16 protein-coding genes and 5 tRNA genes are annotated in these 14,623 nt (G+C 40.6%); 18 read left to right on the top strand and 3 right to left on the bottom strand.

The window, feature by feature from the left end:
• The first annotated feature begins 28 nt into the window (after positions 1–28).
• From Q5O24_13435 to Q5O24_13355, 17 genes are all read left to right on the top strand, one after another.
• Positions 29–304 carry an HU family DNA-binding protein gene (locus tag Q5O24_13435; GenBank protein ID WKY47341.1) on the top strand — a complete coding sequence of 92 codons (276 nt, stop codon included), beginning with the start codon at positions 29–31 and terminating at the stop codon, positions 302–304.
• Between the two features lie 97 nt (positions 305–401).
• Positions 402–641, top strand: a complete 240-nt coding sequence (locus tag Q5O24_13430) for an RNA-binding S4 domain-containing protein (GenBank protein ID WKY47340.1) — start codon at positions 402–404, stop codon at positions 639–641.
• Between the two features lie 37 nt (positions 642–678).
• On the top strand, positions 679–1,008 hold the full coding sequence (locus tag Q5O24_13425) for a septum formation initiator family protein (GenBank protein WKY47339.1): 330 nt from the start codon (positions 679–681) through the stop codon (positions 1,006–1,008).
• A complete protein-coding gene (locus tag Q5O24_13420) occupies positions 986–1,942 on the top strand; it encodes a Ppx/GppA phosphatase family protein (GenBank protein WKY47338.1) in 957 nt (318 codons plus the stop codon). Before Q5O24_13425 ends, Q5O24_13420 begins: the two co-directional genes overlap by 23 nt.
• 93 nt (positions 1,943–2,035) lie before the next feature.
• Positions 2,036–2,124: transfer RNA gene (locus tag Q5O24_13415), tRNA-Leu, on the top strand.
• 16 nt (positions 2,125–2,140) lie between these two features.
• A tRNA-Met gene (locus Q5O24_13410) sits at positions 2,141–2,217 on the top strand.
• Positions 2,218–2,233: 16 nt separating this feature from the next.
• Positions 2,234–2,310, top strand: a tRNA-Met gene (locus Q5O24_13405).
• Positions 2,311–2,336: 26 nt separating this feature from the next.
• Positions 2,337–2,411, top strand: a tRNA-Glu gene (locus Q5O24_13400).
• Positions 2,412–2,431: 20 nt separating this feature from the next.
• A tRNA-Val gene (locus Q5O24_13395) sits at positions 2,432–2,507 on the top strand.
• A 34-nt stretch (positions 2,508–2,541) separates the two neighbouring features.
• A complete protein-coding gene (gene tilS, locus Q5O24_13390; GenBank protein ID WKY47337.1) occupies positions 2,542–3,945 on the top strand; it encodes a tRNA lysidine(34) synthetase TilS in 1,404 nt (467 codons plus the stop codon).
• A gap of 9 nt (positions 3,946–3,954) precedes the next feature.
• Complete coding sequence (gene hpt, locus Q5O24_13385; GenBank protein WKY47336.1) at positions 3,955–4,491, top strand: hypoxanthine phosphoribosyltransferase; 537 nt, start codon at positions 3,955–3,957, stop codon at positions 4,489–4,491.
• Between the two features lie 40 nt (positions 4,492–4,531).
• A complete protein-coding gene (ftsH, locus tag Q5O24_13380) occupies positions 4,532–6,367 on the top strand; it encodes an ATP-dependent zinc metalloprotease FtsH (GenBank protein ID WKY49264.1) in 1,836 nt (611 codons plus the stop codon).
• Positions 6,368–6,423: 56 nt separating this feature from the next.
• Positions 6,424–6,801 (top strand): thioesterase family protein, encoded by a 378-nt coding sequence (locus Q5O24_13375; protein WKY47335.1) that lies wholly within the window; start codon positions 6,424–6,426, stop codon positions 6,799–6,801.
• A 10-nt stretch (positions 6,802–6,811) separates the two neighbouring features.
• On the top strand, positions 6,812–7,585 hold the full coding sequence (locus tag Q5O24_13370) for a type III pantothenate kinase (GenBank protein ID WKY47334.1): 774 nt from the start codon (positions 6,812–6,814) through the stop codon (positions 7,583–7,585).
• On the top strand, positions 7,563–8,564 hold the full coding sequence (gene dusB, locus Q5O24_13365) for a tRNA dihydrouridine synthase DusB (protein WKY47333.1): 1,002 nt from the start codon (positions 7,563–7,565) through the stop codon (positions 8,562–8,564). Before Q5O24_13370 ends, dusB begins: the two co-directional genes overlap by 23 nt.
• 287 nt (positions 8,565–8,851) lie before the next feature.
• Positions 8,852–9,838, top strand: coding sequence for a uroporphyrinogen decarboxylase family protein (locus tag Q5O24_13360; GenBank protein WKY47332.1), 987 nt, complete (start codon positions 8,852–8,854; stop codon positions 9,836–9,838).
• A 67-nt stretch (positions 9,839–9,905) separates the two neighbouring features.
• Positions 9,906–10,874 carry a uroporphyrinogen decarboxylase family protein gene (locus Q5O24_13355; GenBank protein ID WKY47331.1) on the top strand — a complete coding sequence of 323 codons (969 nt, stop codon included), beginning with the start codon at positions 9,906–9,908 and terminating at the stop codon, positions 10,872–10,874.
• Here Q5O24_13355 and Q5O24_13350 read toward each other — a convergent pair.
• The 3 genes from Q5O24_13350 to Q5O24_13340 all read right to left on the bottom strand — a co-directional run bounded on the left by Q5O24_13350 (position 10,865) and on the right by Q5O24_13340 (position 13,639).
• Positions 10,865–11,659 carry an MBL fold metallo-hydrolase gene (locus Q5O24_13350; GenBank protein ID WKY47330.1) on the bottom strand — a complete coding sequence of 265 codons (795 nt, stop codon included), beginning with the start codon at positions 11,657–11,659 and terminating at the stop codon, positions 10,865–10,867. The two genes, Q5O24_13355 and Q5O24_13350, sit on opposite strands and share 10 nt — an antisense overlap.
• Before the next feature lie 93 nt (positions 11,660–11,752).
• Positions 11,753–13,060 (bottom strand): folylpolyglutamate synthase/dihydrofolate synthase family protein, encoded by a 1,308-nt coding sequence (locus Q5O24_13345; GenBank protein ID WKY47329.1) that lies wholly within the window; start codon positions 13,058–13,060, stop codon positions 11,753–11,755.
• Positions 13,061–13,639: a 5-formyltetrahydrofolate cyclo-ligase gene (locus Q5O24_13340; GenBank protein WKY47328.1), complete on the bottom strand. Its 579-nt coding sequence runs from the start codon at positions 13,637–13,639 to the stop codon at positions 13,061–13,063.
• Between the two features lie 231 nt (positions 13,640–13,870).
• On the opposite strand from Q5O24_13340, the gene Q5O24_13335 reads away from it, so the two are divergent.
• Positions 13,871–14,527 carry a DUF1638 domain-containing protein gene (locus Q5O24_13335; protein WKY47327.1) on the top strand — a complete coding sequence of 219 codons (657 nt, stop codon included), beginning with the start codon at positions 13,871–13,873 and terminating at the stop codon, positions 14,525–14,527.
• The last annotated feature ends 96 nt before the right edge of the window (positions 14,528–14,623 follow it).

The following is a 14,623-nucleotide window of genomic DNA, read 5'->3' as shown; positions in this document are numbered from 1 at the left end:
ATACTGGAACAATTAGATGGAGGAAAAAATGAACAAATCAGAATTACTTGCCCAGATGGCAGAAAAATCGGGTCTGTCGAAGAAAGATTCGGAAAAGGCGTTGGGAGCGTTCATGGATACGGTAGTTGAGACCTTGAAAAATGGAGACAAGGTATCACTGGTTGGATTCGGAACCTTTGAAGTTAGAGAACGGGCTGCCAGAACTGGTTTAAACCCAAGAACTAAAGAGCCAATTGAAATTGCTGCTTCAAAAGCCCCGGGTTTTAAAGCGGGTAAAGGCTTTAAGGATGAAGTAAATAAGTAGAAAAAACCTGAAGCCAGAGCGAAGCTCTGGCTTTTCATATGCGCCAAAAATCAGGTTTAAATAATTTTAACGAAACGTTTAATAAAAAGGTGATACAATGAGAATCGATAAATTTTTAAAAAATGCACGGATCATTAAAAGACGAACCGTTGGCAAAGAAGCTTGCGATGGCGGGCGAATTTCTATCAATGATAAAGTAGCCAAGGCTGGTGACCGGGTTGCGGTCGGAGATATTATTACAATCCGTTTTGGCGAACGGGAGCAGAAAGTAGAAGTCCTTGAACTTCTGGAACACGCGCCTAAAGATGCAGCTGCAAAAATGTATAAAGAACTATAAAATTGTTGTAGTTGAATATTTTTAAGGGAGGGCTGCGGTGAATATAAAACAGAGAAAACAGCTTCAGAGAAGAATGCTGATAGTAGCAGTTATTGTGTTTTTAATTGGCCTGGTTATTTATATGTACGGTGCCAACGCCCTGACCATCTATAAGCTGGAAAAGCAAAAAGAAGAGATTCTTCAAGGGATTGAAGATGAGGAAGTCAGAAGCAATCAGCTGGATGAGGAAGTGGAACAGATGGGCAGCAAAAGCTATGTGGAATATGTAGCCAGGAAGTACCTGGGTTTGTATTATCCGGATGAAACCATTGTAATCCCAGTGATTGAGGAGAATACTCCAGAAAGTGAAAGTGAATCGATTGGATGAAATTATAAAACAGAGAAAAAAGCCGTGTGCAGTGATGGATATCGGGACAAATTCCACCCGAATGCTGATCTTCAGAGAAGACGATGGGGAACTGACAAGGATTAATAAATCTGTAAGATATACCCGGATGGGTCAGGGCGTAAATGAAACGAAAGAACTTCATCCGGATGCCCAGAAAAGAAATACTGAAGCATTGGAGGAATTTTTAAAGATCGCTGCTGATTATGAAGTGGAGGATTTTTATATTTTTGGCACCAGTGCTATGCGAGATGCCTCCAATACAGCAGAATACCAGAAAACCGTTAAAGAGCGTCTTGGTCTTGATGTGGTCGTTATTGGTGGAGAAGAAGAGGCTCAGTTGGGTTTTATGGGTGTTTCGCAATGTTTTGAAGAAAAGCTTTTGGTTTTTGATATCGGCGGCGGCAGTACCGAGTTTATTCTTGGTGAAAAGAATCAGATCAGTCAGATGATGAGTCTGAATATGGGTTGCGTTCGGGGGACTGAAAGCTTTCTGCATGATGATCCGCCAACCAGGGCCCAAATGGAAGCTTTAAACGCTAAAATAAGTGAAGAACTGCAAAATAGGGTAAAAGATATTGTTCCGACCGATACATACAAACTGGTGGGAATTGGGGGGACAGCGACCAGCCTTTCAACAATTCATCAGCGACTTGATATTTATGACAGTGAGAAAGTTCATAAAAGTCAGATTACCCGTCTGGAGCTGGAAACAATGATTTCTGAATTGTCACAAAAAACGATTGCTGAGCGGCAGAAAATTGCTGGACTGGAAGCTAAACGGGCGGATATTATTTTGGCGGGAGCGATGATTTTGCACAATATTTTAAAACTCACTGGCAAATTTTCCTTTACAGTCTGTGATTATGATAACCTTGAGGGTGCGGCTTTTAAACATTTTATCGACAAAAAATAAAAAAAATAAAAAAAGTTTAAATATTGCTTGACTTTGTTCTCTAAAGTGCGTATAATAACACTTGTCCCTTGAACAAGAGGAAAACAAAGAAGTGCCGGAGTGGCGGAACTGGCAGACGCACAGGACTTAAAATCCTGCGATTTTAACAGATCGTATCGGTTCGATTCCGATCTTCGGCACCACTTAAAAATTTAATGACGCGGGATGGAGCAGCTTGGTAGCTCGTCGGGCTCATAACCCGGAGGTCGTAGGTTCAAATCCTGCTCCCGCAACCAAAACAACTCATTTTATGGCGGCGTAGCTCAGTTGGCTAGAGCATACGGTTCATACCCGTAGTGTCAGCGGTTCGACTCCGTTCGCCGCTACCATAAGATTTATATAACAGCTTTTCAATGGCCCCTTGGTCAAGCGGTTAAGACACCGCCCTTTCACGGCGGTAACAGGAGTTCGATTCTCCTAGGGGTCACCAGTTTAATATTTTATTTTTGTGGTCGCATAGCTCAGCTGGGAGAGCATCTGCCTTACAAGCAGAGGGTCACAGGTTCGAGCCCTGTTGCGACCACCATTTTTTTACCTGATTTTAAATAATTGGAGAGTCCATGGAAAAGAAAGTTCTTAATTACATCCATGAAAACGACCTGATCACGGCTGGCGATCATGTGCTTATCGGAGTTTCCGGTGGAGCCGATTCGCTGGCCTTATTATATTTTTTGGATCATTTTAAAAAGTATTTTAAAATTGAGATAGGGGTAGCACATCTTAATCATGGTTTGCGCGGAGATGCCGCTGATAACGATGAGAAAATGGTAGGGGATTTTTGTGATTTGCATAAAATTCCTTTTTTTTCGGCCCGAAAAGATGTGAAAAAAATCTCACACGATCACAAAATATCTATTGAAGTAGCTGGTCGTCAGGTTCGTTACGCTTATTTTGAAGAAATCTGCGATCGTTATGGCTATAACCGGATTGCATTAGGGCATCATCTTGATGATCAGGCAGAAACTGTGCTGATGCGTCTGATTCGTGGAACGGGCGTCAAAGGAATATCCGGGATCCGCTCGGGTCAAAGAGTGATTAGACCTTTTTTGCCGGTTTCCAAGAGAGAAATACTGGATTACTGTGGTGAAAAAGGTCTTGTCTACCATACCGATGAGAGTAATTTTTCAGACCTTTATACTCGAAATAAAATAAGGCATGAAATTATGCCGGGAATTCTTTCCATTAATCCCAGGGCTCAGGAACACTTTTGTCAATTTGCCCAGATTGCTGCCGACTATGAGGACTTTCTTGCAGATTATGTGGTGCGTATTGAAGGTCATATCATCAGAAAAGAAAAAGACCGAGTTTCAATTGATCGCAGTCTTTGGCTGAAAGAAAGAAAACTTGTCAGAGAAGAGCTGTTGCGTCGCGCAATCCTGCTTTTTAAGGGTAGTTTAAAGGAAATTGAGTACAATCATATCATTGCCTTTGCGCGTTTAATTAAAGGCGACAAAACAACAGGAGAAGTCCACTTTCCTTTAGGGGTGAAAGGGGTTCGTCGTTATCAGTCAATTAGTATTGAGGCGGTGAAAGAAGCGCTTGAAAGAAAAGTCTTTACTAAAACGATTCTCCCTGATAAAACCTATATTCTTTCATCTTTTCGTCTGATTATTGAAACAGAAATGCTTAAACCAGACCAATGGGAAGCGAAAAAAGATGAATATTTTGCAAAAGATCTTAAAAATCATAGTGAAAAAATATTTGATTATGATAAAATAATGGATAAGCTTGTAATTAGATACCGGGAAATTGGCGACTTTTTTTACCAGTCAGGAATGACCGGAAAAAAATCGCTTAAGAAATATTGTATTGACAAAAAAATTGCCAGGCAGGAGCGGGATGAAATTCCACTTTTGACCAGCGGGAATGAAGTCCTCTGGGTTGTGGGGCATACGGTTAATAGTCGCTTGCTGGCTGAGCGTAAAACAATAAATGCAATCCGTATAAAAATTAAGTTATGTTAGGAGAAAAGTGTGAGAGCCGATATTCAGGAAGTTTTGGTGGACGAAGCTGCTTTGAAAAAGCGGATCAGTGAAATGGGTCAAGAATTAACTGAAGTTTATCAGGATAAGAATCCCTTATTGATTGGTGTTCTTAAAGGGAGCGCAATTTTTATGGCAGACCTGATCCGGGAAATGGATGTTATAATGGAAATTGATTTTTTAAAGGCCTCCAGCTATGGTAACGAGGCAAGAAGCTGTGGAACGGTTAAGTTGGAACATGATATTTCCATGGAGGTAAAAGATCGTTATATTCTTTTAGTAGAAGATATTATAGACACTGGCAATACTTTGAAGTTTCTAATGGATAGTTTTAAGACGATGGGTGCTAAAGATGTCAAAGTCTGTTCTCTCTTGGATAAACCCGAAAGGCGAGAGCAGCACGTGACTGCTGATTATATCGGTTTTGACATTCCCAATGAGTTTGTTGTGGGCTATGGATTGGATTTTGCCCAGAAGTATCGCAATTTGCCTTATATTGGGATACTAAAAAAAGAAGTTTATGAATAAATGATGAGAGGAGAGTTTAATTTTGAATAAATACCTTAAAATGATTGGCTTTTATATGGTGATTTTGCTGATTATTGTAGTAGCAGTGACATTTTTAAACCCTGTTCAGGATGAAGTCACAACAATTATTTACAGTGATCTTGTGAATGAATTGGAAAATAACCAGGTTCAGGAAATTGAAATTAACAATTCCAAAGTAACAGGGGTGTTGAAAAGTGGAGAGCAGTTCGAATCTATTGTTCCCCAGTATGTTATTGACGAGCAGGTTACACCATATATCCTTGAGAATAATTTGCAGGTAACCATTACTGAACAACAGGATTCATGGTGGATTTCACTGATTCCTTCAGTGGTGATTATTATTCTGATGGTCGTGTTTTTCATGGTATTTTCCCAGCAGTCTGGAGGCGGCGGAGGAAAAGTCATGTCTTTTGGCAAAAGTCGGGCCAAACTTCATGTAGAAGGTGAAAATAAGGTCACCTTTAAAAATGTCGCAGGTGCCGATGAAGAAAAGGAAGAGCTGGAAGAAATTGTAGACTTCCTGAAATCACCGGACCGTTACCGTAAGTTAGGTGCCCGCATTCCTAAAGGGGTACTTTTAGTGGGCCCTCCAGGGACAGGTAAGACTCTTCTTGCCCGGGCAGTTGCAGGAGAAGCGGCAGTACCGTTTTTCACCATCTCTGGTTCTGATTTTGTGGAAATGTTTGTTGGGGTTGGTGCTTCAAGGGTTCGAGATCTCTTTGAAACAGCAAAGAAGAATGCCCCCTGTATTCTATTTATTGATGAAATTGATGCGGTAGGTCGTCATCGTGGTGCCGGACTCGGCGGTGGACATGATGAAAGAGAACAGACACTGAATCAGCTTCTAGTTGAAATGGATGGTTTTGGTATCAATGAGGGTATTATCATCATCGCAGCGACAAACCGTCCAGATATTCTGGATCCGGCACTTTTAAGACCGGGTCGATTTGACCGTCAGGTAACTGTTGGAGTACCGGATGTAAAAGGTCGTGAAGAAATCCTTAATGTACATAAAAAGGATAAACCATTGGGTGAGGATGTTGATCTGCAGGTTATTGCCAAAGGAACACCAGGATTTACAGGTGCCGATCTGGAAAACCTGATGAACGAGGCGGCATTATTGTCAGCTCGTAAACAGAAGAAAATAATCGATATGGTTGAGCTGGAAGAAGCTATTAAACGGGTAATTGCCGGTCCGGAAAAGAAAAGTAAGGTTATTAATGAAGACGATCTGGTTATCACTGCATACCATGAAGCGGGACATGCTATTGTTTTGCATCTCTTGCCGCAATGTGATACTGTTCACGAGATATCGATTATCCCTCGTGGCATGGCAGCCGGTTATACTCTGTCACTGCCGGATGATGATCGCCAGCATATGAGTAAAACTAAGCTATTGGAAAATATCTGCGGTCTTTTAGGCGGCCGGGCTGCTGAGAAGATTGCTCTGGATGATATTTGTACTGGTGCCAGTAATGATATCGAACGGGCCACGAAATTAGCCCGTAGCATGGTTACAGAATGGGGAATGAGCGAACACCTTGGTCCGATGACTTTTGGTCATTCGGACAGCGGTGAAGTATTCCTTGGTCGTGATATCAGCCGTTCTCGGAATTACAGTGAAGAAGTAGCAGCCGTAATTGATAGGGAAATCCGCAATATTGTGGAGAATGCTTTTGAACGTGCCTGCTTTATTCTCAATGAACAACGGGATAAGCTGGAAGAAATTGCACAGCGTCTCTTAAAAGATAAAACTGTTACCGGAGAAGAATTTAAAGCCTTGTTTGAAGGGGTTGCAATCGAGGAAGCAGAAGTTATCGAAAGTTTGGATTCAGAAACTGAAGTGAGCGAATAAAGACAATTATTAACAGAGCCGTTATTCAATAACGGCTCCTTTTATATGGAGGAAAAATGGAACAGACATTCGAAAAATATTTTCAGGTTACCCAAGGGGACACTGCCCTTTCTTTAACCAGCGGAGGGCTTGAAGTTCTTGCTACTCCTCGTTTGGTAGCCTGGATGGAGAATGTGGCTTTTGATGGTGTTGAGCCTTTTATGGGAGACGGGGAAACAACCGTTGGAACCAGTATGGATATCAGCCATCTGGCGGCGACTGCTGTAGGTGGCCAAGTACGGGTTGTTGCCGAGCTTACAAAAACAGAGAAACGTTTATTTACTTTTCAAATTGAAGCGTATGATAATACAGAAAAAATTGCACAAGCGACCCATCAGCGGGTGAAAATCTCTATTGACCGTTTTCTTTCCCGGGTTAATGATAAGCTGAATTAGGGGGACCATGATGATACTGGTAATTGATGTAGGAAATACTAACACTGAACTGGCAGTGATGGATGGAGAGAATATTTTAAATTCCTGGCGTTTTGTGACTAAAACGCCGAGAACTTCAGACGAATACGGTGTGCTGATTAAGGGATTTTTTGAATCAGCCGGTTTCAGTATGAAAAAGATAGAGGATGTAATTATTGCATCAGTAGTGCCTAATATTATGTATTCGCTAAACAATGGAATCAGGAAATATCTGGGAATTAAACCCTTGGTAGTCGGACCTGGAATTAAAACGGGGATGCCGATTCATACCTCGGATCCTTCAGAGGTAGGGGCTGATCGGATTATCGATGCAGTAGCAGCTTTTAAGCTGTATGGTGGACCCGTTATTGTGATCGATTTTGGTACGGCCACAACTTTTGACTATGTGGATGAAGACGGTAAATTTGTGGCAGCAGTCACTACTCCAGGTATTCAGATTTCTATCGATGCTTTATGGAACAGTGCAGCAAAACTCCCTAATATCGAAATTAAAAAGCCTGAATCAATTCTGGCTAAGGATACTGTCACCAGTATGCAGGCTGGACTGGTTTATGGGTACATTGGCCAGGTGGAATATATCATTAAGCAGATTATTAAAGAAACTGGAGCTGAAAACATGAAGGTTATTGCCACTGGCGGTTATGGTCGGATGTTTTATCAGGAAACGGAATTAATTAAGGTTTATGATCCGCAATTGTCACTTAAGGGACTGAAAATTATTTATGACAAGAACAGAAAAAAATAGTAGTGTACTGAAGCAATTATTCAATAATGGAACCATCCCGCTTTTTTTGGGACCAATGGCGGGTTACACCAACCTACCTTATCGAATCATGGCAAGAAATTATGGTGCAGATGCGGTAGTCACAGAGATGATCAGTGGCAAGGGCCTATACTATAAAGATTATAAAACGGCAGATCTGATGTTAACCGAACCTGGTGAGGCTCCGGCAGGATTACAGATTTTTGGTTCAGATCCCGAAATTCTGGGTTTTGTTACTCAGGAATATCTGAATGCCACCAGTTTTGATTTTCTCGATTTTAATGCCGGTTGTCCGGCACCTAAAATTACTAAAAATGGTGAAGGATCGGCGCTTTTAAAAAATCCCGACCTGCTTTATAAAGTGATTAGCGCCCTTGTTGAAAATTCTCAAAAACCGGTAACCGTCAAAACCCGAATTGGCTGGGATGATGATTCAATTAATATTTTAGAGGCTGCAAAAGGAATTGAAGCTGCTGGTGCCAGTGTTTTGTTTCTCCATGGAAGAACTAGAGAAGCCTATTACTCAGGAAAAGCTGACTGGGATATCATTGGCCAAGTGAAGAAAAATTCTAAGATACCGGTGGTTCTAAACGGAGATATTAACTCTGGTCCGGCTGCAAAAGATGCGCTTATGCAAACAGGCGCTGATGGTCTGATGATCGGCCGGGCAGCTATTGGCAATCCTTTTGTTTTTAAGGAGGTAGCACATTTTTTAAAAACCGGTCATTCATTGCCTGAACCTGCGCCTGAAGAACGCTTGCAGGCAGCACTGGCTCATATTGAACTCTTATCACACCTTAAAAACGAAGAGGCTGGTCTTAGAGAAATGCGTAAACATTTAGCCGCCTACATTAAAGGTATGCCCCATGCTACCAGTCTAAGAGATACTATTTTTAGGGCACCGGATAAGGCGGCAGTGATAGCTTTGCTAGATGATACGATTGAAAAAATAAAATCATAATGAAAAGAACCTGATTTTCCTGCAGAAAATTGGGTTCTTTTTTTATGAAGATTAAACATATTTAAAATGTCTTGACAAATAATTCGTAAAAAACTATAATATAAAAAAACTGAACACGTACAGTACGCAGTTGTTATGACTCAATAAAGGTAAAAAATTTTAAATTATTGGAACATAATTACATCAGATTTAGTTAACTGATAGCTTTTATGAAAAACTGGAGATTGCAGCCATACGCTAGGCAGTTAATGTTGAAAATATTTTAAATAATCTATAAGGAGAAAGGTATGTTAAGTAAAAGAGAAAACTTATTGGAAACGATTAAAGGAGGAAATCCTGAACGCTTTGTCAAACAGTATGAATTTTTGAATATGATCGCGGAAGCTGCCTTTTCAATGCGGGGAATTCCCATGGTACCGGGTCCGATCAGTAAAGATCTATGGGGCATCACCTGGAACTTTATGGAAGGCCAGATTGGCGGTTTTCCAGTCCATGATGATGAACATGTGGTGATTAAAGATATTACAGAATGGAAAAAATACGTCAAAAAACCCTCTATTCCGACTGATGATGAATCATGGGCACCAGCGATTGCGCATGCAAATGAAATCAATCGCAAAGAAGAATTTGTTACGGCGATGTATGCACCGGGTGTTTTTGAAATGACCCATCATTTAATGAAAATGGAAAACGCCTTGATGGCATTTTACGAAGAGCCGGAAGCCATGCATGAGCTGATCGAATATATCACTGAGTTCGAACTGGAATTGGCTGAACAACTGATCAAACATCTTCAACCTGATGCACTCTTTCATCATGATGACTGGGGAAGCCAAATTTCATCGTTTTTATCGCCAGAAATGTTTGATGAGTTTCTAGTTCCTGCTTATAAAAAAATATATGGCTACTATAAGGATAACGGGGTGGAACTGATCGTTCACCACAGTGATTCTTATGCAGCAAATCTGGTTCCTTCAATGATTGAAATGGGTATTGATATTTTCCAGGGTGTCATGAACACCAATAATATTCCAGAGCTGATTGAAAACTATGGTGGACAGATTTCCTTTATGGGTGGTCTTCATAGTGGTCAGCTTGATTTTCCCGAGTGGACACCCGAAATTATTGAAAAAGAAGTTGAACGGGCCTGCCGGGAAAATGGCAAACACTTTTATATCCCCTGTATTACCCATGGCGGTCCGATGAGTCATTTCCCTGGAGTTTATGAAGAAATTAATAAACAGATCGATCGTATGAGTCAGGAAATGTTTTAAATAGGTAATGTGTGTAGTAATTACACAAAATAGTTTTCATTGATTGAAATAAGAAATGAGAGTAAATATGATCACTAAAAGAGAAAATTACTTAATGGCTGCTCGAGGAGAAAACCCCCATTGGGTGCCATCATTTGTCGAAGAAGCAAATGTTTTTATGCCGGATTTCTGGGAAGAGGTCGATCCGGTGACAGGGACAGATTTTTGCAATATCAAATGGATCGAAAATGATGCCGGGAAAATGCCGGATGAGCGCTGGCGGGCAATGGAAAACCTGGATCAATGGCGAGAAACCGTTAAATTTCCTGATATCTCTACCCTTGATTGGGAAGGGATGACCAGTCGCTTTAAGGCCATGAGTGATCCTGACAAAGTAAATATTGCCATGCTTAATACCAATGGCATCTTTCTGATTCCAATTGATATGATTGGCTGGGTCGATGGCCTATGTGCTATCTATGATGAACCGGAAGAACTAAAAGAATTTATTTCAGCCATTACCGATTTTTTGGTTGAGATTGTCAAATATATGGGCAAATATATCAAGCCGGATATTGTCTTTACCGGTGATGATCTGGCGGCTGCTAACGGTCCCTTTGTCTCAAAAGAAATTTGGGACTCCATGTATAAACCCTATTTCAAAAAAATCATTGATGCCATTCATGAAATTGGTGCCCTGGCAGAATTTCACTGTTGTGGAAACTGTCAATTTCTGATTGATGAATTTATTGAAGTCGGTGCTGACATCTGTCAGTTACCAGAACCTAATGAAAGTCTGATCCAGATGAAAGAAAAACACGGCAATCGCCTGGTTCTGACAGGTGGCTGGGATCGTCATTCAGAGGCTGCTTTCCCCGGTGCATCAGAGGAAGTTGTTAGAGAGTCAGTTCACCAGGCGATCGATGTATATGGTAAAAATGGTGGATTGATATTCTGGGATGGTGGTATAGTTGGAAGTAGCGAAGATTCTAAAATAAAGATGGCTTGGGTTCTGGATGAACTGAATAAATATGGAAAGACTGTTTATCAGCAGTAAAGGAAGCTGTAAACTTTGCCAAAGGTGTCTAAAAAAGTCGTTGGCGGAAAAGGCTGTTTTGCCCGACCGAGCATTTTTACGGTTTGTTTAGTCCAGTCAAGGCTATCATCTTGAGCCTGGGGTAGATGAACAACAGCAATTGCCTTTGGCTTTATGATATCACGAATAATTTTCTGCCCCCTAAATGTTGAAATGTAGGGGAAAGGTGCAATCAGCAGATCGACCGGGTTTGGGGTAAAATCAGGGTGATTGAAATTTTCCGGGATTAATTCTGCATCACCTAAATACAGAATCCTTTGATTATTGATGCTGATATAGTAGGAAAAATGTTCAACATTTTTATATTCTTTACCCATATGAACAGTTGAAAGAGGTTGAATTACCAGGTTTTGATCTGAAAAAGTAATCGAAGAATTAACATTAGAAGTGAAAAATTTATTTTTTACTTCTTTTTTAATTACCGAAGTATCGGCTTCAATGGTATTTATGACATCAGAACCTGCAACCAGAGCGGAATTCGGATTATAAAATAAAAAATCCAGGTTTGACATTTTGGAAAAGTGATCACTGTGACTATGGGTATAAAGAGCAGCAGTAATTTTTTCTTCTGAGTATTCTGAAGCTTTGATTTTTTCGGCGATAGCTTTAGGTGTGGCTGAGTAATAAAGACCATCAGAGCCGCAAAGTCCATCGACCATTAAAGTGACATCAGCAATATTTATTAGAACGCCGGCATTGGAAATGTATGTTAGATTGATTGCTGGTCCCATTGATAATCCTTTCATAAAAATTAGTTATAGAAAAAGCGTTTCGTAGTGAAATAAGAACATCACGAAACGCTGGTGTTATAAAATAACTAAAAAAATCAGTAATATGCTTTACTGGTTTAAGTTCAATAGGTTTCTGATATGCGTCCGGGATTCGCCGATCATATAGAGGGAACCGACAAATACGTTAACTGCTTCAACGTCAGAAAGATCAATGCTGTCAACGGCTTCTTTGATGGTATCGTGGAAAGTCACAGCTTTCTGATAGGTATCTTTAATTAGCTTAGCCATTTCCCGAGCTGGCAGAGCACGATCGCTGTTAGGGGTTAAGGTGTGGATGTTTTTAGCCATGGGAACCAGATAAGTCAGGGATTCTTCAATATCCTTATCTTCCAGCATTCCAAAATAAAGATTAATGTTTCGGTTAGGGAAATAAAGATCCATATTCTTTACAAAAGCTTGTATACCGTTTGAGTTGTGAGCACCGTCGATTAAAATCACCGGTGATTCACTAAAAATCTCAAATCGGCCAGGGAAAACGACAGTGGATAAAGCTCTGGTGATGGCATCATCAGAAATCTCATAGCCCTTTTGCTTAAGCAGAGCAATAACTTCCAGAGCGGTCAGGCAATTAAGCGCCTGGTGGCTGCCTAAAAGTTGTAAGTCAAAGGATTTGAGATTTAAGTGTTCGCCCAGATAATTCAGGGTTTGGATGCCAGTATGATGGTCGAGAATTTCGATGTCAGCTGGATTGACATAAACTACATGGGCATTTTTACTTGCGGCAAAATCCTTAATGGCTTTTAAAGCTTCTGCTTCTTGGGGATAGACCACGACATCAGAATTTTCTTTGATAATTGAGGCCTTTTCAAAGGCAATTTCTCCCAAAGTATTTCCCAGATAATCAGTATGATCCATGCTAATACCCATTATAACGACTGCTAAAGGATTGTCGATAATGTTGGTCGCATCCAGCCTTCCGCCCATACCGACTTCAAGAACGACGACATCAACCTGTTCCTGATAGAAATACTGAAGTCCTACAGCCGTAACCATTTCAAATTCCGTTGGATGGGGCTGTCCCTGGGCAAGCATTATTTCAATTCGTTCTTTGACAAATTCGGTGGCAGAGACCAGACCTTTATCATCGATGGGGGTATTATTAATTTGAATTCGTTCGTTGAATTTTTCCAGAAAAGGGGAGGTGAAAAGACCGGTCTTATAGCCAGCCTCTTTTAAAATGGTGGCTGTCATCGTAGATGTTGAGCCTTTTCCGTTGGTGCCGGCGATATGAATAAATTTAAGTTTCTTTTGGGGATTGTCCATGGCTGAAAGGAGTTCGGTCATGCTTTCCAGCCCCAGACGGGTGCCAAACTTGTGTGTCGATTCAATATATGAGATGGCTTCGGTAACGTTCATTTATACCTCCGGAACAGAACAGCAGTCATTAAAACAGGATTCGGTGACCATATAGTCAACACTTTTATCATGGGGATCCATAGGGATCTTCTCAAAAACAAAATCATCACGAACCAGGGCTACCGTTTTGCAGTCGGGGCTGATAGTCTCCAGAAAGCGGTCATAATAGCCGCCGCCAAAACCCATTCGGTGACCTTCGGGAGTGAAGGCGCAACCTGGCACCATAACAAGATCAAGTTGTTTAGGGTCGACAACCCGGACTCGATCGGGCTTCATTTCCAGAATCCCGTAATGTCCTTCCTGCAGATCATCAGGGAAGTCTTTAATTTCTGACAGAGTTAACGTATGATCACAGGCGTTACAGATTGGAGCAACCACATGTTTGCCGTCTTTAAGTGCCTGTTCGATCAGTTTGTGGGTATTAATTTCGGTTCCAAAACTGACATAGACCATTATCCAGTTGGATTCTTTATAAAGATCACTTTTTAAAAAATTATCGACCACCATGGCATCGGTATTAGTACAGTAAATTTCTTTACGGCGAGTCAGCGTTTCTTTTCTAAATGCATTTTTATCCATAATATTCTCCTAAACAATAAGTTTTGACAATTACATATAATTAATTTCTTTTTCATGTAATTGCCTATTTAAGAAGGTTAAGTTAAAAGTATTATAACACAGGCAGAGGCGCTGAGAAAAATAAGTTGATGGGAAATTTTGTACGATAATTCTTTTAAAAACAGGCTAATCAGGTTATACTTAATAGACAAGGTAAATAATTTTACTCTAATCTATTTTTGGGAGAAATGAATGAAACGATTGCTGATTGCCTGTGAAACGCTGAAAGATGAAGTTGAACTGGCAATAAAAAATACCGGCCAGGAAGTTGAAGTCGTATGGATGTCTAACTTGCTTCACGATTCGCCAGAACGTTTGAGTTCAGCGCTGCAGGAAGAAATTGATGCAGTTGAAGAAGATTATGATCAGCTGCTATTTGCTTATGGAAATTGCGGGAACGGTCTACTGGGATTAAAAAGTGAAAAAGCTCAGTTGATTATTCCAAAGATTGACGATTGCATTGGTATGTGTCTAAGTAATAAAACAGATTTGGCCCGGATCAGAACAAAAACATATTTTCTGACCGCTGGCTGGTTACGCAGCGAAAAATCATTGAGTGCGGAACACGCCCATCATCTTGAAAAATATGGGGAAGAACGGACTAAAATGATTTATGAAATGCTCTATAAAAATTATCAGGATTTAATGCTCATTGATACGGGCGCTTATGATATAGAGGAATGGCTGGAGGAGACAAAAAAAATCGGCGAGAACTTAGGTCTTAACATTGTCATTGAGAAAGGAACGGTTACGCCGTTGGAAAGATTGGTATCTGGTGATTGGGACGAAGAATTTTTAATCATCGAATCGGGACGTGTAACGGTTCAATCAGATTTTATGGATTTTTAAGCTGGAGCTGACGCACTACAAATTTTCAAATCAGCCACAATATTTAAATCGCAGGTTTGATAGTTTTCCGTGCTTGGGCTTGTTTAAACAGTTAAG

The organism is Eubacteriaceae bacterium ES3, from assembly GCA_030586155.1.
GTDB lineage: Bacteria > Bacillota > Clostridia > Eubacteriales > Eubacteriaceae > Acetobacterium.
This window is presented reverse-complemented; position numbering and strand designations above follow the sequence as displayed.